General features: G+C 55.8%; 18 protein-coding genes and 2 pseudogenes. 6 read left to right on the top strand and 14 right to left on the bottom strand.

Translation table 11 applies throughout. The annotated features are described in order from the left end of the window. Nucleotides 1–63: 63 nt before the first annotated feature. Together ACOTTU_RS21370 and ACOTTU_RS21365 are read right to left on the bottom strand one after the other, a co-directional pair. Nucleotides 64–553, bottom strand: a pseudogene (locus tag ACOTTU_RS21370) (IS6 family transposase); the annotation flags it as partial. An 81-nt stretch (nt 554–634) separates the two neighbouring features. Further along, nucleotides 635–1100, bottom strand: a pseudogene (locus tag ACOTTU_RS21365) (integrase core domain-containing protein); the annotation flags it as partial. 206 nt (nt 1101–1306) lie between these two features. Between ACOTTU_RS21365 and ACOTTU_RS21360 the strand changes: the two are divergent. The 5 genes from ACOTTU_RS21360 to ACOTTU_RS21340 all read left to right on the top strand — a co-directional run bounded on the left by ACOTTU_RS21360 (nt 1307) and on the right by ACOTTU_RS21340 (nt 5285). Continuing rightward, the gene (locus ACOTTU_RS21360; protein WP_425660994.1) at nt 1307–2680 is read left to right on the top strand and encodes an ATP-binding protein; all 1374 of its coding nucleotides are present in this window, start codon (nt 1307–1309) and stop codon (nt 2678–2680) included. A gap of 21 nt (nt 2681–2701) precedes the next feature. Further along, complete coding sequence (locus tag ACOTTU_RS21355; RefSeq protein WP_425660992.1) at nt 2702–3781, top strand: isopenicillin N synthase family dioxygenase; 1080 nt, start codon at nt 2702–2704, stop codon at nt 3779–3781. Nucleotides 3782–3784: 3 nt separating this feature from the next. Beyond that, the gene (locus tag ACOTTU_RS21350; RefSeq protein WP_425660990.1) at nt 3785–4438 is read left to right on the top strand and encodes a LysE family translocator; all 654 of its coding nucleotides are present in this window, start codon (nt 3785–3787) and stop codon (nt 4436–4438) included. A gap of 437 nt (nt 4439–4875) precedes the next feature. Further along, nucleotides 4876–5085 carry a mercury resistance system transport protein MerF gene (merF, locus tag ACOTTU_RS21345; protein WP_425660988.1) on the top strand — a complete coding sequence of 70 codons (210 nt, stop codon included), beginning with the start codon at nt 4876–4878 and terminating at the stop codon, nt 5083–5085. Beyond that, the gene (locus ACOTTU_RS21340; protein WP_298920906.1) at nt 5061–5285 is read left to right on the top strand and encodes a GDCCVxC domain-containing (seleno)protein; all 225 of its coding nucleotides are present in this window, start codon (nt 5061–5063) and stop codon (nt 5283–5285) included. Before merF ends, ACOTTU_RS21340 begins: the two co-directional genes overlap by 25 nt. 292 nt (nt 5286–5577) lie before the next feature. Here the strand turns inward: ACOTTU_RS21340 and ACOTTU_RS21335 are convergent, their stop codons facing one another. The 8 genes from ACOTTU_RS21335 to ACOTTU_RS21300 all read right to left on the bottom strand — a co-directional run bounded on the left by ACOTTU_RS21335 (nt 5578) and on the right by ACOTTU_RS21300 (nt 12811). Then, nucleotides 5578–6372 carry a hypothetical protein gene (locus tag ACOTTU_RS21335; protein WP_425660986.1) on the bottom strand — a complete coding sequence of 265 codons (795 nt, stop codon included), beginning with the start codon at nt 6370–6372 and terminating at the stop codon, nt 5578–5580. A gap of 213 nt (nt 6373–6585) precedes the next feature. Beyond that, nucleotides 6586–8121, bottom strand: a complete 1536-nt coding sequence (locus tag ACOTTU_RS21330; protein WP_425660984.1) for a cytochrome-c peroxidase — start codon at nt 8119–8121, stop codon at nt 6586–6588. A gap of 410 nt (nt 8122–8531) precedes the next feature. Further along, on the bottom strand, nt 8532–9035 hold the full coding sequence (locus tag ACOTTU_RS21325) for a DUF5946 family protein (protein ID WP_425660982.1): 504 nt from the start codon (nt 9033–9035) through the stop codon (nt 8532–8534). Nucleotides 9036–9119: 84 nt separating this feature from the next. Then, nucleotides 9120–9641 carry a GNAT family N-acetyltransferase gene (locus tag ACOTTU_RS21320; RefSeq protein WP_425660980.1) on the bottom strand — a complete coding sequence of 174 codons (522 nt, stop codon included), beginning with the start codon at nt 9639–9641 and terminating at the stop codon, nt 9120–9122. Next, on the bottom strand, nt 9638–10030 hold the full coding sequence (locus ACOTTU_RS21315) for a cupin domain-containing protein (RefSeq protein WP_425660978.1): 393 nt from the start codon (nt 10028–10030) through the stop codon (nt 9638–9640). Before ACOTTU_RS21315 ends, ACOTTU_RS21320 begins: the two co-directional genes overlap by 4 nt. A 22-nt stretch (nt 10031–10052) precedes the next feature. Further along, a complete protein-coding gene (locus tag ACOTTU_RS21310; RefSeq protein WP_425660976.1) occupies nt 10053–10676 on the bottom strand; it encodes a GNAT family N-acetyltransferase in 624 nt (207 codons plus the stop codon). A 98-nt stretch (nt 10677–10774) separates the two neighbouring features. Beyond that, entirely contained in the window at nt 10775–11731 is a 957-nt protein-coding gene (locus ACOTTU_RS21305; protein WP_425660974.1) for a homocysteine S-methyltransferase family protein, read from the bottom strand. 111 nt (nt 11732–11842) lie between these two features. After that, complete coding sequence (locus tag ACOTTU_RS21300) at nt 11843–12811, bottom strand: cupin domain-containing protein (protein ID WP_425660972.1); 969 nt, start codon at nt 12809–12811, stop codon at nt 11843–11845. Nucleotides 12812–13120: 309 nt separating this feature from the next. Between ACOTTU_RS21300 and ACOTTU_RS21295 the strand changes: the two genes are divergently transcribed. After that, the gene (locus ACOTTU_RS21295) at nt 13121–14002 is read left to right on the top strand and encodes a LysR substrate-binding domain-containing protein (RefSeq protein WP_425660970.1); all 882 of its coding nucleotides are present in this window, start codon (nt 13121–13123) and stop codon (nt 14000–14002) included. Between the two features lie 562 nt (nt 14003–14564). Here the strand turns inward: ACOTTU_RS21295 and ACOTTU_RS21290 are convergent. From ACOTTU_RS21290 to ACOTTU_RS21275, 4 genes are all read right to left on the bottom strand, one after another. Then, nucleotides 14565–15224, bottom strand: coding sequence for an FMN-dependent NADH-azoreductase (locus ACOTTU_RS21290; RefSeq protein ID WP_425660968.1), 660 nt, complete (start codon nt 15222–15224; stop codon nt 14565–14567). A gap of 430 nt (nt 15225–15654) precedes the next feature. Continuing rightward, nucleotides 15655–16581, bottom strand: coding sequence for a transcriptional regulator GcvA (gene gcvA, locus ACOTTU_RS21285; RefSeq protein WP_425660966.1), 927 nt, complete (start codon nt 16579–16581; stop codon nt 15655–15657). A 195-nt stretch (nt 16582–16776) separates the two neighbouring features. Then, on the bottom strand, nt 16777–16995 hold the full coding sequence (locus ACOTTU_RS21280) for a hypothetical protein (RefSeq protein ID WP_425660964.1): 219 nt from the start codon (nt 16993–16995) through the stop codon (nt 16777–16779). 66 nt (nt 16996–17061) lie between these two features. Next, a complete protein-coding gene (locus tag ACOTTU_RS21275; protein ID WP_425660962.1) occupies nt 17062–17889 on the bottom strand; it encodes an NmrA family NAD(P)-binding protein in 828 nt (275 codons plus the stop codon). Between the last annotated feature and the right edge of the window lie 72 nt (nt 17890–17961).

Raw genomic sequence — 17961 nt, 5'->3', positions numbered from 1 at the left:
CAACGGCTTTTTCAGTTTGTTGAGCAACTGGCGAAACGCGTGTCTTGAACTGAAATCATACAGTCACTTCGAGTTTATACTTTGCCAAAGTTCGAAAGCATCGGCGCGGGCGTGGCGATATGACGTTGCAGAAAGGCGATGGCATTTCGGGTGGAACAGAGCAGTGGTTTGATCATGGGCTAAAAAGGAACCGTTGCGCATGGCGTGGTGATTTGTAGCGCCCCATGATCTTCTCTCGTCGGCGTGTGTGCCGATGCGAGGCTTCAGCTCAATTACTTAAGCCCTTGTGCTGGCGATGTTCAATCCCGGGGGCGACTTCGGCTTTGGCAGCGGCTTAGGAGTGAAGCTTGTCTGTGACCAGTACACAGGGCCTGCCCCAACGCCGAAACCGCTTGCGGAAGAAGCGCTCGGCTGCGCTCTTATTCCGGCGCGGATGAACCAGAATATCGAGTACATCGCCATTTGAATCTACTGCGCGCCAGAGCCAGTGTTTCTCGCCCTTGATCAAGATCACCACCTCGTCAAGGTGCCACTTGCCGGTCGGCTTGGGGCGGCGTAATCCTAGACTGACCCGTGGAGCACTATCCCGTTACTGCAGCTTGTCTCTGAGAGCTTCGTAATAGGGCTGCCCATTTTACGTGCCGTATGGGCTGGTGAAATTGTAGAACCGCTCCCATTCGTCCAGCTTGGCTTCAAGGTCGATGTCACCTTTGTAGCTCAAGAGCTGATAGAATTCTTGCTGATCAGATCGGTGCGACCGCTCCACTTTACCATTAAGCTGTGGCGTGCCTCGCGTGATGTAGGCGTGTCGAATGCCCTTGTCTTCAACTTGCCAATGGAATTTAGCCTAGAGCTCATGGCCATTGTCAGTGCGAACATCTCGAATGCGGAACGGGAACTTTTCGATGATATGATCAATGAAGTCGATGGCATTTGCCTGCGTGTGCTTGTTGTAGATCTTAAGCGCCCTGAAACGTGTGACATCGTCAATTGCGTTGTATTGGAACCGACGCACCTTTTCGCTGCGTTTTCCCCTTAAACGTCATGAGCTTGACGTCTACTTGGATGTGATGATCAGGAACTTGTTTCTGGTAGCGCTTGTACCACCGGCAAAACTGCCCGATTTTGCGCGAGCAAAATGAGCACCCAGAGTGCTTGAATTGTTCTCAGTAACTTCATTTGATGAACTACACTGGCTCGGAATTGTATGGCGTATACAACCCAAGAGAGAGCCTCAAAATAGAACTATCCCCAAGGTTTAAAACCGCATAAATTGATCACATTAGTGATTTCACGGGACAACACCATGTTGAAGCCGGTACCATCAAGCCTGAACAGAACTAACCGAGCCAGCGAGGCGCAGATGCTTCGGACGCTCAACACCTTCGCGGTTGATCTGATGTCAATTCCGTGTGTCGAAGATTTGTTCTGGTACGTTGCGCAAAATGTTGTTGGCAAGCTAGGCTTTGTGGACTGCGTGATTTATCAGGCCAATGAGGCGCAATCGGAGTTGACTCAGGTTTCAGCCTGGGGCGAAAAAAACCCCTACGGACGGGATATTATCAACCCGCTGGTCATTCCTTTCGGGCGCGGCATCACGGGTCAGGTGGCACAGAGCCGCAAACCAATTATTGTGGACGATCTCGTCAAGGATGAGAATTACATCACCGACACGCAGCCCGCACGGTCAGAGATTTGTGTGCCCCTTATCTCGTCGGGCCGGATCGTGGGTGTCATCGACAGCGAGCACCCCGAGGTCGCCGCGTTTGGTGAACCTGAACTTGAGCTTTTGAGCACCGTTGCAGCGATGACGAGAGCAAAGCTGGAGCTACTGGAGGAAACCGATCGCTCCCAAGATCGCTACAAAGAGCTGGTCGCTGCACATACTCGGCTGACCCAAGAGACAAGCAACAGAAAAGCCTTGGAAGCAAAGCTCTTTGAAGCGCGCAAGCTTGAAGCGGTCGGGCGGCTGACCGGTCGGTTCGCACATGAATTCAACAATCTGCTAACGGTGATCTCTGGGAACCTGGAGCTGCTCGAACTTGAAGGGCCCGACGCAGGGTCTCAAGAGACGCTGCAAGGCGCGAGAACAGCGTCAACCCGAGGTGCGGCGCTGATCCGCGACATGCTTGCTTTCGCGCAGCGAACACGCCTTGCGCCCGAAACCCTCGATCTGAACGCATATGTCTCGGCGTTTTGCGAAAACTCCGAGCGATCTCTGGCACAGAGGGTTGAGCGAAGTCTGGCGAATGACCTCTGGATGGTGTCGGTTGACCCCATAGCAATTGAGAATATGCTTCTCAATCTCACGCTTAATGGCATTGACGCGATGCCGAAGGGTGGCAGCATCAAGATCACGACAGAGAACATCTTCCATATGCTGTCGGAGGAGCGGCCCTTCCTCTCGGAACTGCTGCCGGGACGATATGTACGAGTTAGCGTCTCTGATCACGGCACCGGAATTGCAGCGGAACGCTTGTCGCAGATCTTCGACCCATTTTTCACGACCAAAAGGCCGGGCGAGGGTACAGGGTTGGGCCTATCGATGGTTCTGGGAGTTATGCGCCAGTCGGGAGGCACCGTCGCCGTGCAGAGCGAAATCGGACAGGGGTCGACGTTCGAGCTTTATTTTCCGGCCGTCACGAGCGGTGAAAACGATTCCTTAACCATAAACCGGTAGCAGGGAGGCTGTCATTTCGTGATGGCTTTGGTGACTAACCCGATGGTAAATCGTGCAGAAGCACACGTCAGCGTGCCGCTAATCGATGTGCGTGGCTTGCGAGGGGGCAGCGCCTCTGAGGTCAGGAGGATCGCCGACGAAATCGGTAATTCAGCGCGCGAAATTGGCTTCTTCAGAATCACTGGCCACGGCATCGATCTCGCGCTGGTTGAGAGCACCTACCAGATGGCGGAGCGGTTCTTTGACCTGCCGGATGGTGTTAAGCGTCGCTACTACATCGGCCTCAGCAGCAACCACCGTGGCTATGTGCCGTTCACGGAGAAAGGTGACTACCCCGACGAGGTGGACCGCAGCTATGAAGCCTTCGACCTTGGATTGGATCTGCCGCACGATGATCCGGACTATCTGGCAGGCAACAGGGTTCTCGGCCCCAATGTCTGGCCCGATCTTGCCGGGTTCAGACAGACGGTATCAGCATACTACAGTCAGATTTCTGCGCTCGGGCGGCTGGTATGTTCGGCCCTTGAGCTCCATCTGGGACTGCCATCCGGTACGATGACCACCAACATGACAAAGCCTGTTTCCCAGCTTCGGCTGTTGCACTACGTCCGCAAAAAGGCGTTGACCGATGTCAATTCAGTCAACATGGGGGCTCATACGGATTATGAGTGCCTGACACTTTTGCACACCCGAAATCCCGGCCTTCAGGTCATGACCACTGGGGATCAATGGATTGACGTTCCGGTAGATCCGCACGTCTTCGTGGTCAACATCGGCGACATGCTGGAAGCCTGGACCAACGGGTTGCTGCGCTCGACCCCGCATCGCGTTCTGAATCTAAGTCCTGAAAGGTTCTCGATGCCATATTTCGTCGCGGCCAACCATGACACATTGATACGTCCCTTTCCCGAATTGGTGGGTAGGGACGAAATGCCCAAATACGAGCCGTTCAAGGCTGGCGCTCATCTGGAGAGCATGCTGGTACGGGACTTTCCGTACTTGAAAAAACTCTGTCTGCGCGATCCTTCTACAGCCAGCGTCAGAGAAACAATTACGATCACGAACCCATTTGAAAAACGTATGAACCGGAGTTCGAGTTAAGCTATGCCATCTCTCGATGCGATGATTTCCGTTGCGCTAGCCGGATTGGCGCTAAGCGCGACACCGGGTCCTTCAATGCTTTATGTGCTGTCACGAAGTGTCGGGCACAGCCGCGCTGCCGGTCTTGCCTCGGCGCTCGGTCTTTGTCTTGGAGGCGTGCTTCTGGCGATCGCTACCGCAATGGGGTTGGCCACGATTTTCGAAAACTCAGGCTGGCTTGTAGTTGCCCTGCGCTATGTCGGATCGGCGTATCTGGTCTGGCTCGGAGTGGACATGATCCGCAACGCGCAGGCCGCTGCGCAAGCCACACTGAGTGTAGAAAACGTGCAGCACGGGCCGCTTACATCGGTCGTTTGGCAAGGCGTATTGGTCGAGTTACTCAATCCGAAAACGGTCTTATTCTTCGCGCTGTTTCTGCCACCCTTCATTAACGCTGGTGTCGGACAATCAGCCGAAAGTAGCGTACAGATGCAACTTTTGGTTTTGGGTGTGTTGGTTCCGCTGACGGCAATTCCCTCGGATTTGGTGGTGGCCTGCATGGGCGGCACGATGGCCAGAGTCATCAACAACAAAAGGGTGGTGCGCGAGCGATTGGCTTGGGCGGGCGGGACAATACTGATTGGGATTGCAGCAAATTTGCATCTGCAAATTCTCTGACTCCGTTCAGGTTTAATAGCTAAAAACCTATGGGCATTCCACTTGTTACCTCTGGTATAGACGCATGCTGCAAAGTAAAAATGTCAACGAAACAAACCGGTCTTTTTGAGGCCGTCGCATTTTTTGTGCCGCCCCAGGCACTCGCTTATACAGCACTTGGTGGAACTTTTCTTCAGATGATTGCTGCTTGGTCATGCCACTCGCTGCAATTGTCGCATTGTTATCGGCATCTTACCGTGTGTTGCCAATCGGGCTGTCAATCATCAGCCGTGGTGGTGCATGGTACAAGTGATATGGCCCGGCGCGTGCGCAAGGCGTAGGCTATCCGCTATCGTCTGGGCATCCCTCGCCACCACTGCCTTCTTGGTTGCGCTGTCATCGCCATATTGGGAAGCCTCAGCACAACGGTTCATGTGGGATTTGTGGAGATCGACGCGATGAAGAACAAATTACTGGCACTTGGAGTGGGCGGAACGATCCTCGCAACCCTTTGCTGTTTCACGCCGTTGTTGCCGATTGTGCTCACAGCACTTGGTCTGACGGGCCTGCTCGGCATTCTCTACAACGATGCTGTTTTGCTGCCGATCTTGGCAGGTTTTCTCATACTGACGGGGTACGCGCTATGGCGACAGAAGAAACAAAAGTAGTCTTTGAATCCACGCTGACCTGTCCGTCATGCGGGCATGTCGAGACGGAAACCATGCCCACCGACGCCTGTCAGTGGTTCTATGAATGCAAGTCCTGCCAGACTGTCCTTAAGCCGCTCGAAGGCGATTGCTGCGTCTACTGTTCATACGCAACGGTGCCTTGTCCCCCGATCCAAGAAGGCAAGATCTGTTGCGCATAGCAGACATTGGATCCATATGCGGAGCCGAGGTAGCACAGAGGACTAGATGTACTTTGAACTTTCTTGGCTTTGGCGCTTCTGGTTTGTGTCGCTTGATTCCCATATCTGATCCTCCGTTTCCTAACTATAGGCGCAGTCCAGTTCAGTGGGGGAGGATCACAAGGTGCCAGACAGGAAATACCCGTCAGCAGCTGAAAAACTGAATTTGTAGCATGTTCCATAACCCACGCCATATATCATCCCACCGTTTGAAAGCGATGGGGCGCAGCCTGACAGCACCACCCCTCTGATGCTAAAGCCCGGTGCGTTTGGGCAGCGGCGCGTAGAGCTGCACGTGGCTGACCGACCCGAAATCGCCCGGAACATGACCATACGTCTTCCCGTCGCTGTGATAGGCGATTGCAAGTTCCGAGATCAGCTGCTCACCCGAAAGCTGCAGGCAGGGTGTCATTTTCCGTTGAAAGACCGCATAGCCATTGGCGTCCGCGACAAAGGTGTTTTCGGACCCATCGCGTGCGCCAAACGGAAGGTCATAGAAGCCCAGGAAGGGTTCCGTCGGAGGCCAGACCGCAAAATCATGCCACATGGTGTAGATACCGTTCGGCACCAGGTTATTGAATACGATGTCGACCTCGCCCTCGCCGTTTTCGCAGACATAGGTTCCTGATCCCTTCGCCGAGAACCACTCACCAAGCGTGATCCCCAAGGGCTCTCCCTTTTTCCATGGGCCGGTGTTTTCGGTTTGAAGCGGTGTATGTTTGACCGGATCCGCTGACGCGTAAAGCGGGACATCCATGTCGCGTGTCGCGCCCGTGGGGCGCCAGACTTCACCGGATTCGGGGACATTTTCATAAAAAACGTCCTGCTCGGTGAGATCTTCATCAATGTGGAAGATAAAGGTCAGAGCCATTTCTTCCCGAGCGTCAAGTTGCGGATCAGGTTCGCCGCTTTGAGCTACATCGATCGGCCCAACGGGAAAGCCGGAATCCCATTGAGTGTGTTCAGTTTCCAGATTTAACTGGTCCGCTAATGCAGTGCCCACAGTTAAGATGAGAGCACATGTCGTCGTCAAAAGCTTCTGTTTCATAGTTTTCTTCCCTTCATGAGGTCGGTTTCCAAGTGTTGTGTTGATGGGCAAAAAAACTCTGCCTAGCTTCCGGGTTCAGCCCGATGTCCGCCAAAATGTGATCGGAAAGTGCTTGAACTTGTGGTGAAGTTACATTGAGGCAGCAGTAGTTCTTCTGGATATTCCGGTAAATTTTGCACCATCTGCGAATTAGCCTAAGGCCGATATTGCGATTCATTGCGCATCTCCTTTTCGATCTCGAGACGGCTGCGGCATCAATCCTGACGGGACGACATCCGGAATAAGGTATCCGCGATCAACGGCGCTCGGGTCGGTCAATGTGTCGAGGAATGCCAGAATCTGGTTCACCTCGGTATCGGTCAGCGCGACAGGCATGATTTCGACTTCATCGGAAATCCGTGCCGTCAGCTCTTTTGATGTCTGTACCCATCCATCACGCAGATCGAACACCCCTCGTCGGGCCGGGTTCAACGGTCTGAAGATAAGTTGAGAGCCTTGCCCCGTCCGCTCGATCACCTGATCCAGCGCAGGAAGATGGGTCGTGTCCAGGTCATAGGCCGCGAGCGACATTAGCGGATCAAGATGGTGCCGCACAACGTCTTCGAGCTTGTCGAAAGCGCCGTCATGTCCCCACGGCCCGGTCAAAGCCACGTTGCGCAGGGACGGCGTACGGAATGCGAACATGTCCTCGGGGTCGAACGTCACCCGATAGCGGCCTTCATCCTCGAGCCGGTCCATGAACCCGGATGCACGCCAGTACCCGCTGTCCGATCCGTGGCCCTTTCCAGGCCCGATCTGTGGCATTCCGATTGCGTGAAATTCATGATCGGTCAGAAGAGGGCCGGAGTGGCAAGTGACGCACCCGGCCTTGCCATAGAACAACCGGAACCCCTCTTGTTCCGTTCCGGACATATGCGAGATGTCGCCGGCCCTAAGCGCCAAATCGAACGGGCTCTCATCGGACCGAAAAGCGACGGTCTGAAACGCGGCCAGCGCGTTGGCGACGTGCACAAAAGATATATCCCCGGGCGCTTCAATTTCTGTAAAGGCCGATGCGAATTGCGCGGCATAGTCCTGATTGCTTGCAAGACGCTTTGCCAGAATGTCCCAGGCATCGCCAAGCCGATCTTCGGCAACCGCCGTGGCGACGGCGTTCTCGCCCTTCTGGCCAGCCATTTCCGTTGGCGACGTGACCGGAAACATGGCCTGCGCTGCCAAGAGGCTGTCCAGCCCCGATGGCAGGTCTTCTCGCGCAGGGCTCCAGAAGCCGCTTGGGAACGTTTCGCGCGGATCCGGCTCCAGCCTGCCATCGTGGAACATCGAAACATATTCGGTCGCTCCGATGTTCCAGAGCGGCTGCGCATTGCGTGGCACCCGTTCGATCACGCCATCTTGCGTCCGCCGCTCCGGCCCGACACCTGTGCCGCCTTCACCGATCCCCAGTGCAAGACCATCACCGGACCCGAGTGCAGGATGATGACATGTCCCGCAAGAGATGTTCCGATTGCCCGAGAGAATTGGGTCGAAAAACAGGGTTCGACCCAATTCAACCAGCGCCTCAGGTGGAGTTCCATCGTAAATGAACTTGATCTCAGCAATTTGAGCCGCTCTTTGGTCGGACTGGGCCACCGCGACGGAACTCAGGACAAAGACGGCTGGAATGACCACGGCCCGGCCGAAACCGATCACCGCGGCAATACTCTCATGGTTTCTGTTGATGCGAGATTTTGAGTTCTCTGGCTGCGGCATTTTTGACTCCGTGTATCTTCCAGAGCCAAGTACAGGAGGGTCGCCAATCCCTGAATGATTGCCTGGCCGAAACGCATGACAGTTCGTCCGATTGCATCGCTTTCGAAATTTGCGTCAGATATTTTTGGCACTGTTTTAAGCAGGATCGGAAGATCTGAAACTCTGTAATGTCTTCGGTTCGACCTATTGCCCCATTAGTTGGTTGAGCAGCATCCGGCAGTTCGGGCTCATCGCCAGCCATTGGAGGCCCTGCGGCGTTGCTGCTGCAAAAAACTTATCTGACCAGAAAGGAAGGCCATATCAGACGTCGTGACCTTCAAAAATCTACCTAGCGGTTTGCCGAAGTATGTCGTTCATGCGCCGCCAGCATCTTTTAAACTTCTTTGCGAAAACCACAGACAGTGCGTCGATCAGGTCAGGATCCGTCCTGTCTGGATGCCTTCAGCGCCGTCGGCAAGGCAGTCCCACGCTGATAGCGAGCATACCGCCCATGTTCTTACAGCTTTGGCATGCGCCGCCGGGTCGGGCGCCATCACGTCAGCATGGGTAACGTCAAACGATTTTGGCCTCGCAGGGATCACCGGGAACTGGCGTCGCACCAGGATTCTCATCCGGGCAAGTATCTCTTCATCGCTGCAATGGTCTCGTAGTTTCAGGGTCAGTGCTAGGTAATGCACCCAGACAGACCGTCGTGCCCGGGCATCCGATGGATCTCCGGGGTGTTGCAAGGCATAGCTGTCGACGGTCAGTCGATGCACGCGCTGAAACAGATCGTGATCTGAATATTCGCGCGCGAGCAAATCGCCATAGGTTGCCCAGCATCCCGGCGTCGATGACATATACGCATGTGTCGGGCCGTCGGTTTGACGGAACCGACCGCCGCAGGAAAAGCATCTTTCTTGGATCGCTTTCATGACCGTTTTAGCCCCATTCACTCCTTGGCTGCGCGGTTGGTCCGGCGGCATAGCCGCGAATTTGAGCAAGTATTTAGATTTCGCTTATCGGGTCGCCTTAGCACTTTGGCGTTTCGCGGAATCCAAAATACGTTTTTCGACGGCGTAATTGTGTATTGCGATCCCGTCGATCTCGAAATTCTGACGCTGCAGACTCAGAAACCCCGCCCGTTCGAACACCGGGAGCGCGACCTCGCTGGCTTCCGCGAATATACGGGACAGGCCAAGTGCCCGAGCCTGATCCTCAAGCGTTACCAGCAGCTTGCGTGCAATCCCACGTCCCGCCATATGCGGGCTGATATAAAGATATCGAATGTGACCGTTTTGTTCGAGATCAGAGAATCCCGACACCTGCCCATACTCATTTACCGCCACAAATGCTCGCCGTCCGTCTTGGTAAGCGTCCCGGATTGCCTCAACCGATGGAGACCGCGCCCGCCAGACCCGCAGTTGAGCAGGTGTATAGTGACCACGGCCAAGTTGCGCCACGGCCGCAACGTAGATGTTCGCAAGCGCGTCGGCGTCAGACGTTCTGAAAAGGCGAATTTCAAACGCTGGAATACTCATGCCGGGCGCGCAGGTGTAGATGTCTCGCCGTGGTCGTAGTCGCGGTTCACACGCTCCGGTGTAAAGGCGGGTGTGCAGACCGCAAGATATTCGGCTGGTTCATCTGGGGTGCTGTACCTGACCCAGTCGCCGGGCTCGGCGATGATGGCCTCACCGGCGCGCAACACCTCGACAGCCCGCTCGGTTTCGACGCGCAGTGCGCCGGAGACGACAAGCGTCACTTCGCGAAATGCGGGCCGCTGTCCCGGCTCGGACCACCCGGCGGGGCTTTCCATCCGGGCGACGGACATCCCGTCTTCGCCGCCCATGCGCCCGAGGTATTCGAAGATCGATTTCTCAACGCCGCCTGCAGCGCGCAAGCGCGTAGGCGTTCTGATGATTGTTGGCATTGTTTGGTCCTTTCCATGCATGTCACAACGGTGACGTCTCTGTGATGCCCGTGCTCCGCCCGAGCAGAAGCGCGAACCCATCCTGATAGCGCAGCGACGGGTGCGGGATCACCGCCCGGCGGTCGATTTCGGCAAACCCCAGGTCAGCGTAGAGGCTCAGCGCGTAGAGGTTTCGATTGAAGCAGATCAACGATTGTCGCGACAACCCGCGTGTCTGCGCGTGCGTGTCGGCCAATGCCATCAGGCCGCGCGCCAGCCCTTTGCGACGATATTCTGGAAACACCGCGAGCCCCGCAATATAGAGCGACCCTGGGTCCTCGAGCTCTGCGTAGGGCCGCAAGACTGGGTCGGTCTCGACAGCGGCACTTGCCGTCAATTCAAATGCATGCAGCATCCCGGCAACCTGCCCATCGACCTCTGCCAGATGGCAGTTCTGATAGGAAAAAGCGGTGTTTTCGCGGGCATAGCGTGCAGCGCCGGTTGCAACCAGATCCGCGCCCGGTTCTGCCAGGCGCGACCAGATGTAAGCGGCAAGCCGGTCCGAGGACATCAGAAAAAGCCGGGCAATCGCCTGGGTATCCTCACGCCGCGCAGGACGCAGCCGCACTGCGGGTTCGGGGCCTACACCCTGAACTGTCATGCGCATTTTGAATGCTCCTTACCTGACTGATAAGACTTCCGCTGATGCCGAGACCCGCCATCGAGGTCGCGGCATCATGTGGGGACGTCAACGCTTGAGCGTCATCACGCGGCGGGTGCATGAATGCACGCTTCACCAATCGAATGGACATGCCGGTGATCGGTGCCACAACAGCCGCCGAAGACACGGAGATTTGGCAGGACCCGCTGCAGGTTCGCATAGTCCTGCCCAAGCTCGGCCGGATTGCCATCATCCAGCACGTCGGCCTCGTCCAGTTCTGCATGGCTCATGCGCGATGCGTTGGCCCGAATGCCGCGGATACGCAGCGTCCAGTCCTCACCTTTGTCGAGGATGTCGCGGAAATGATCCGGATGGGCGCAGTTGATCATGTAGTAGCTGGGGCGATGGGCCGTATCGGCGTCAACCTCGCGGATCGCATCCCCAAGCGGTTGCCCTGACGGAAGATGTCCATCGGTCTCGACGGTAAAGGACAGCGCCAGCGGAACGGCGCGCTTGGCACAGGCCCTTGCGATGCCGGCCGCTTCGCCGGCATGGGTCATGGTGATCGCGCTGATCATGTCGACGCCGGCCTCGTCGAGTGTCGCAACCTGCCTGGCGTGGTAATTTTCCGATTCCGCGGCCGTCATCATCGTCTCCGGTGCATATCCATCCCCTCGCGGCCCCATGTTGCCACTGATGACGAAAGGCTGATCTGCCTCGAATTCGCGCCGAAGATCGAAAAGCATTGCAACGGCCTCGTGGTTGGCAGCAGCAAGCTCTTTCGCCGAATAGCCTAGCTGGTCACCCCAATCCCGACTGGCGCGCCAGGTTGCGCTGTCGAGGATAAAGCCGGTTTTCTGCGCCAGTGCGATCCGGGCATAACGTTCATAATAGCGCCGAAGCGCGCGCTGCTCCTCGACAGAGCGGAACACGTGGAATGACGCAAACAGCGGCAGGTCGATGCCGTCGTGAAAAATCAGCGTTGTCTCTAAACCACCGTCAGTCAGAAGACGGGTGTCACCCAGTTGCGGAAGCGCGGCGCGGTATTTCTTGGTGGTCATAACAGATCCTTTCTTTTGGTCAGGATCGTTCTAACCCTGGGATCGCTGGGAACGAATGACTGCTGATCCGAACAGCATGATCGTTCGTCCGAAGACCTTTGAAGGCCTGTCTCATTCCGGTGCCTCGGAAGCGTCCGCGCGCCATTCTGCCGGTGCCATCCCGAAGCAGCGTTTGAATGCGCGCGAAAAGGCTTCGGGCGCATCGTAGCCGACGCGATTTGCAATTTCCGCCATGGGCAGCGGCGTATCACGCAACAGGCTGCGCGCGGTCTGCATGCGTTGCGTCAAGACATATCCTCCCGGTGCGACACCCATGATCTCGGTGAAACGGTCCACGAAGGTACTGCGTGACATGCCCGCCTCGCGCGCCAATGCCTCGATACCATGCGGGTTGGCAAGGTTACGGTGAACGCGCGCCAGGACGTCGGCAATCTGCGGATCGGCCATTCCGGCCAGCCACCCGGATGGACGATCCGCCGTCTCAAGATAGGCCCGCAGCGCCTCGACCAGCAACAGCTCCGACAATTGCGCCATCACGGTGTTGGAGGACACGCGACCGGCGGTCAGTTCACGGGCGGCCATCGCAATCGACGCCTCGAGCCAGCGGCGCGTGGCCACGTCTTCGATGCGAATGACAAGCGTCTCGGGAAGGGTCTCCAACAGCGGGCTGGGACCGGAACTGCTGGCAATGAACCCGCACAGAATCCGGGTTCTGGCACCGCCACCGCCGAAACGGATGGAAGCAAGCCCATCCTCGGCCGCCGGCAGGACAAGATCATCGCCAAGTGCAGGAGACAGACCCCGGTCGCTTGAAAGAACATGCCACGCGTTCGATGGAAGAAACACGACATCCCCACACCGGGCCATCTGTTCGGTCCGGTCATCAAGCGCAACCATCATCCGCCCTTCAGTGACGACATGATAGGCAATCACCTGTTTCGGGACCGGCAGGAACGGCTGACAATCCTCTTCCGAGACTTTAGACGCTATCGCCCAGGGCGCTGAAAATTCCGCATCCAGAAACACGCCGCCTGTCAGATCCAGTGATCGCACGATATCGGACAGGGGGTCATTGGGCATCTTGGTGCCTCGTTCCTTTCAGATGTATTTGACCAATGCCCAATGGCCGTTCCACCGCGGCTCCCGCGCGTGCGGTGTCCCGGGCACTTGGGCTTGCTCTGGCTGTATAGCATTCGTTGGCATGTATCCGGACCTGTCCAGACGGTCATCTTGGTCAACGATCCGCACTCTGGTTCTAACGCTATCAGGGTTCATAATTCGGTTCATTTTGCCAATCCTTTGCTGTCAGTCTTGACATAACGGAGGGATTGGTGAATTTGAAATTCAAATTCCAAAGAGTCAGTATTAGTTTTTCAAATGTCCTTCACGATGAAACAGCTGCGATACTTCCTAGCAGTAGCCGAAGCGGGCCAGGTTTCAGCCGCCGCCAATAACGTCAACGTGTCGCAATCGGCAATGACACTTGCCATTCAGGATCTGGAGGCGGGTCTTGGTGTTCAGTTGTTCGACCGAAAATCCACAGGGCTCGAGTTGACCCGCGAAGGCACAACCTTTTTGACCCACGCCGCTGCGATCCAGGAGCAGGTCGCCCGCGCAACGCAAAGCGTGCACCGACTGGACGATCCGCTTACCGGCACGCTTCGGGTGGGCGTGACCGAAACGCTCGCCAGCTATTTTCTGTTCCCCAAACTGGCGCGCTTCAGGCGCGAGCACCCGGATTTGATCGTTGAACTGAGGGAGGCCACCCGTGCTGAGCTGGAGGCGATGCTGCTTGCTGGCACAATCGATGTCGCATTGCTACTGACGTCAAATATCGAGGAAAAAAGAAAACTGACCTTCAGGACCTTTCACAGATCCCGGCGACGGCTTTGGACCGCTGCCGGTCACCCGATCATAGAGCGACCATCTGTCTCCCTCGCTGATCTATCGATCTATCCTTTTGTCCTGCTGAAATCAGACGAGGCCGAGCGCCAGGCGCGTTCTTTCTGGTCCACGTCGCGAATTGAACCGCAGGTCATCTTTGAGACGGCCTCGATCGAAGCCGTGCGAACGATGGTAGCGCATGGTCTTGCCATCACCGTGCTCAGCGATGTCGTGTTTCGTAGCTGGACGATAGATGGGCTGAGAGTCCTGAAGCGGAATCTGAACGACGACCTTCCAACAATGGATGTCGGCATGGCCTGGCGAAAATCCAGATCTCCAACGCCTATCATGAACGCGTTCATCGAGGAATTTGAACCTGTGAACTAAACCAATTGACGCAAGGTCTTAGTTTCGAGTCTTATTGCTCACCTAGCCACGAAGTAAGACTGGCTTTCCGGTGTTTAATGCTGTGGCATTTGCCTCGATCAAGATCGCGACCAGCTCCGAACGATCCCGCGATGAACTTGTGCGGTCATTGACGTTCGTGGATTACATGCGCCGGTCATTGGCTAAGTTAAGGACGCTGAATTCCTGAAACGGACATTGGCGCATCCGCAGCGAAGGGGCGATTTAGTCCGCACTGCAGCCGTTCAATTGTCCCGACCGAAGGACTTGTGTGCGGGACAAATCTGCCGTTAAAACGCAGCATAGCAAAGTCCGCTTTCGAATAAGGGGATGTTGATTCAAGAAATTGGTTTAAACTGTCTGCCAATCCGAAATGAAGGTTTACAACTACATTCGATGCCGTTTCGTGTCTTTAGCGACTTGAACCACTCAAGTAAGGGCGCAGGACATAACCACCTGCCTCACACACTTTGAGCTGTAACTAGTTGGAAATGTAGAACCTGTTCATTTCATCAGGTTCTAATTTCCATAAACTGGCTAAAGGCTAGGCAAGCTCACGCGCAATGTGACGTGCCTGGGCCTGAGCTGAGGCGACCGAAGCTTTGTGACGCTCATCGGCGAATTCCTGGTACTCGGCCGCAGCTTCGAACATGCGTTCTGCGCCCAGGTACTTGCGCAATGTGCTGATGTGCGCAGAAAGGTGCCCCGAGTCATTGCGAATCCCACCGTCCTCAAAGCCGAATTCGCCGGCCGATGTCAGCAGCACCAGGGTTTTGCCGGACATGATCGGTTCCAGGGGGAAGTCGCCGCGCGCCAAATTAAACGTAAATGTCTTGTTGATCCGGATGATCTGATCAAACCAAGCCTTCAGGGCTGCGGGCATGCCGTAGTTGTACATGGGCGTCGAAATCAGCAGGATGTCGGAGCGGTCGAGTTCGTCAATTAGCGTGTCAGACAAGCTGACCAAAGCGCTCTGTTCAGGGGTGCGTTCCTCTTCTGCTGTAAAGACGGACGCGATCCAATCGTTGGAAATGAAATCCGGCGGTGTCATTCCGACGTCACGCAGAATAATTTCGACGTGTGGATCAACCTTTTTCCATTCTTCCACGAAACTGTCCGCCAAAGCGCGGGAAATGGAGTTATAGGCCGCAACAGGATTGTCGGTGCGACGCACGCTGGCGTCAATTCTCAGGATTGTGGTCATCTTGTCACCTAGTCAGTTTGCAATGAACCATTCAAAAGTGAAGTCAGTGACGCGCAGGTACAAATGAAGAGAATTCTGAATAGAGTGAACTGACCTCACCCATCTTTAATCGCTGAAAAAATCTTCTCCAGATGAGACGCCGTCGCAAGTACATCCGCGTTCTTGTTTGCGCCGCCGCTCAAGGATAGGCTGACCCCCGGTCTCCGTTCTCCAAATGGAATGGAAATTGTTGGGCATTGAGGAAAGCGGCTTTCATCGATACCGACAGGATAAGGGCGTTTTCCCGTGCAAAGACCCCTTTATCGCGGGTCACGGCCTGAACAGACGGCGGGTACGATGGCAATGTCGGGTAGGGGTTCAGAAACGCATGCTTCTCGGCAATTTAGAAATGACAAAATTTCAAGCGACGGATTAGATCGTTGCGGACGTGCTAGTCTTCAAAAAACCTTTGACCGACGGCGCTGTCGCGAAACTCATCTGCTTGGTCCAATAGCCATTCCCGGAACACACGAACGCGTGCACGATTGGCGTAAGTTTCCGGGCAGACGAGAAAATAGCTCTTGTTCTTCAATGCCGTGTCAAAGGGAGCGGCCAGCATATTGCGTTCCAGAAAACGCGCGGCGGCCAAAAGGCTGACCAGGGCCACACCATGACCATCGCTTGCCGTCAGCAAGCAGATGTGTTCCTCGGAATAGGTGACATAGGGCTCGACATCACCAGTCTGCAAGCCAGCCGCGTCCATCCAGCGCTCCCAACTCGGATCCGCATCGGAAAACCCGCTCCATTGGTATTCGATCAGGCGAGACTTCAGAAGGTCTTCGGGTGAACTCAGTGACTTCGCTTTTTCCACGCTGCAGACAGGGGCCACCCAGTCATTCAAGACCCAAGCCACATTGCTGTCAGGATAATCGCCATAGCCATACCGAATGGCCACATCCACATCGCTGGATTTGAAATCCACCAGCTGATCGCTAGACAGAACCCTAACCGAAATCTCCGGGTATTTCTCGTAAAAGCCTCGCAGCCGCGGGCTAAGCCAATTGGCGGCAAAAGACCCGGTTGTTGAGATTGTCAATGTGCCCGCAAGGTCGTCTTCCTCCAGCGCGAGAGAGGCGGCTTCGATGTTCTTGAAGGCCTCAATGATATGTGGCGCGTAATTGGCTCCATCTTCTGTCAGTTTCAAGGCGCGGGTCAGCCGGTGGAACAGGCGCACCCCAAGTTGATCCTCCAGCGATTTGATCTGATGGGAAATTGCAGTCGGAGTGACGCATAGTTCATCGGCGGCATCCTTGAAACTCAAATGCCGGCAGGCCGCTTCGAAGGCCTGAATGCTTTTCAACGACGGTATCTTCGCCATGACGCGCGGCTTTGCTCTCCTGATGCGATGCTATTTCGTCGTTCTACTCTAACCCGATTGCCAGCTCACATGTGGGCGAAATTCTCAGCTGTCAGGTGAAAACATCTAATTTGAGAAGATAGGGCATTCTCTCTTGAATTTGCGTGAAAGTTGGGAGGTTGTCTTGGATCCATTTTTGAAAGTCACCGACATAGGCTACATAGATCCTGACACCGCTGCCAAGCTGAGAAACAGGGTCATGAAGACCCAGGGAAAGACCTCTCGATTGATCACCTGCATCGCTTCAATGCCGCCATGGCCGCCAGTCATCGCCAGCGACCGCATGATGAATTCGGAGAACGCGAGAAAAACGCCGCCGATGAAGGCATAGGCGAGTATGGAGCATTGAAACAGAAGGATGATGATGGTGGACATGTCGCTACCTCCCTATGCAAAAATTGGACGGGAGCTGTATGGCACCCGCCCAATCATGAGGTTGGCTCAGGCCGCTTTGGGCCAGGCCCCGGCGGTCATCGCGGTTTGTGCAAATTCCGCGAAGTCTCGTGGCCTGCGGTCCAAAGCCCGTTCAACCCCGTCCTCGGTATGAGCGTTGCGCCCGTCTAGTGTTTCGCGCGCAATTGCAGTAAAGACATCGGCCACGAATGTATCGCCAGAGGCCGCGACATTGGCGTGGAAGTCCTCAAAGCTGATGGGGATGTGCTGAATCGGGCGTCCCAGCGTGGTGGTAAGGACCTCGGCCATCTCGGCAAAGGTCATCAGGCGTGGGCCGGTGACTTCGTACCGTTCGCCCAGGTGACCCTCTTTGGTCAAGGCAGCCACGACCACATCGGCGATATCATCGATGTCGATGATCGGCTCCGCGACATCGCCGCCGGGCATGGGAAGAAATCCGCCAAGGATCGGGTCGCGCAGATACCCTTCTGAGAAGTTCTGCGCGAACCACGCCGAGCGCACGATTGTGAACCCAAGGCCGGAGTTGCGGATCACCTCTTCGCCCATGCTGGCGAAGTGCTCGCCCCGGCCTGAGAGCAACACGATGTGCTGCAAACCGGTGTCGAGGGCGACCTTGGCAAAGGCTTCCAGCTTTTCGATGGCACCGGGGAAGGCCAGATCGGGGAAGTAGGTGACATACGCTTTGGATACGCCGTTTAGGACAGGGGCCCATGTGGTCGGGTTCTCCCAGTCGAAAGGTGTTTCGGAGTGGCGCGCACCACGCCGGACAGTCACGCCTTTCGCTTCAAGTTTCAACGCAACGCGCGACCCGGTTTTTCCGGTGGCGCCGATGACAAGGATAGGTTGGTTGGTCATGGTAATCTCCGATGGTGAATGTCAGGCGCGTTCATTGCGCCGGTCAGGGGGGTGCCCGATGCCGGGCAACCC

Source organism: Roseobacter sp. EG26 (assembly GCF_049830555.1).
Classification (GTDB): domain Bacteria; phylum Pseudomonadota; class Alphaproteobacteria; order Rhodobacterales; family Rhodobacteraceae; genus Roseobacter.
The sequence above is the reverse complement of the archived record's forward strand: the minus strand, read 5'-3'. Positions and strand labels throughout refer to the sequence as shown.

What these genes read in the sequence shown, in the direction of transcription:
- ACOTTU_RS21350 (WP_425660990.1), top strand. Translation starts at nt 3,785, where the DNA reads ATGCCATCTCTCGATGCGATGATTTCCGTTGCGCTAGCCGGATTGGCG.
- ACOTTU_RS21310 (WP_425660976.1), bottom strand. Translation starts at nt 10,676, where the DNA reads ATGCGCATGACAGTTCAGGGTGTAGGCCCCGAACCCGCAGTGCGGCTG.
- ACOTTU_RS21305 (WP_425660974.1), bottom strand. Translation starts at nt 11,731, where the DNA reads ATGACCACCAAGAAATACCGCGCCGCGCTTCCGCAACTGGGTGACACC.
- ACOTTU_RS21360 (WP_425660994.1), top strand. Translation starts at nt 1,307, where the DNA reads ATGTTGAAGCCGGTACCATCAAGCCTGAACAGAACTAACCGAGCCAGC.
- ACOTTU_RS21320 (WP_425660980.1), bottom strand. Translation starts at nt 9,641, where the DNA reads ATGAGTATTCCAGCGTTTGAAATTCGCCTTTTCAGAACGTCTGACGCC.
- ACOTTU_RS21330 (WP_425660984.1), bottom strand. Translation starts at nt 8,121, where the DNA reads ATGCCGCAGCCAGAGAACTCAAAATCTCGCATCAACAGAAACCATGAG.
- ACOTTU_RS21315 (WP_425660978.1), bottom strand. Translation starts at nt 10,030, where the DNA reads ATGCCAACAATCATCAGAACGCCTACGCGCTTGCGCGCTGCAGGCGGC.
- ACOTTU_RS21340 (WP_298920906.1), top strand. Translation starts at nt 5,061, where the DNA reads ATGGCGACAGAAGAAACAAAAGTAGTCTTTGAATCCACGCTGACCTGT.
- gcvA (WP_425660966.1), bottom strand. Translation starts at nt 16,581, where the DNA reads ATGGCGAAGATACCGTCGTTGAAAAGCATTCAGGCCTTCGAAGCGGCC.
- ACOTTU_RS21295 (WP_425660970.1), top strand. Translation starts at nt 13,121, where the DNA reads ATGAAACAGCTGCGATACTTCCTAGCAGTAGCCGAAGCGGGCCAGGTT.
- ACOTTU_RS21325 (WP_425660982.1), bottom strand. Translation starts at nt 9,035, where the DNA reads ATGAAAGCGATCCAAGAAAGATGCTTTTCCTGCGGCGGTCGGTTCCGT.
- ACOTTU_RS21355 (WP_425660992.1), top strand. Translation starts at nt 2,702, where the DNA reads ATGGCTTTGGTGACTAACCCGATGGTAAATCGTGCAGAAGCACACGTC.
- merF (WP_425660988.1), top strand. Translation starts at nt 4,876, where the DNA reads ATGAAGAACAAATTACTGGCACTTGGAGTGGGCGGAACGATCCTCGCA.
- ACOTTU_RS21290 (WP_425660968.1), bottom strand. Translation starts at nt 15,224, where the DNA reads ATGACCACAATCCTGAGAATTGACGCCAGCGTGCGTCGCACCGACAAT.
- ACOTTU_RS21280 (WP_425660964.1), bottom strand. Translation starts at nt 16,995, where the DNA reads ATGTCCACCATCATCATCCTTCTGTTTCAATGCTCCATACTCGCCTAT.
- ACOTTU_RS21275 (WP_425660962.1), bottom strand. Translation starts at nt 17,889, where the DNA reads ATGACCAACCAACCTATCCTTGTCATCGGCGCCACCGGAAAAACCGGG.
- ACOTTU_RS21335 (WP_425660986.1), bottom strand. Translation starts at nt 6,372, where the DNA reads ATGAAACAGAAGCTTTTGACGACGACATGTGCTCTCATCTTAACTGTG.
- ACOTTU_RS21300 (WP_425660972.1), bottom strand. Translation starts at nt 12,811, where the DNA reads ATGCCCAATGACCCCCTGTCCGATATCGTGCGATCACTGGATCTGACA.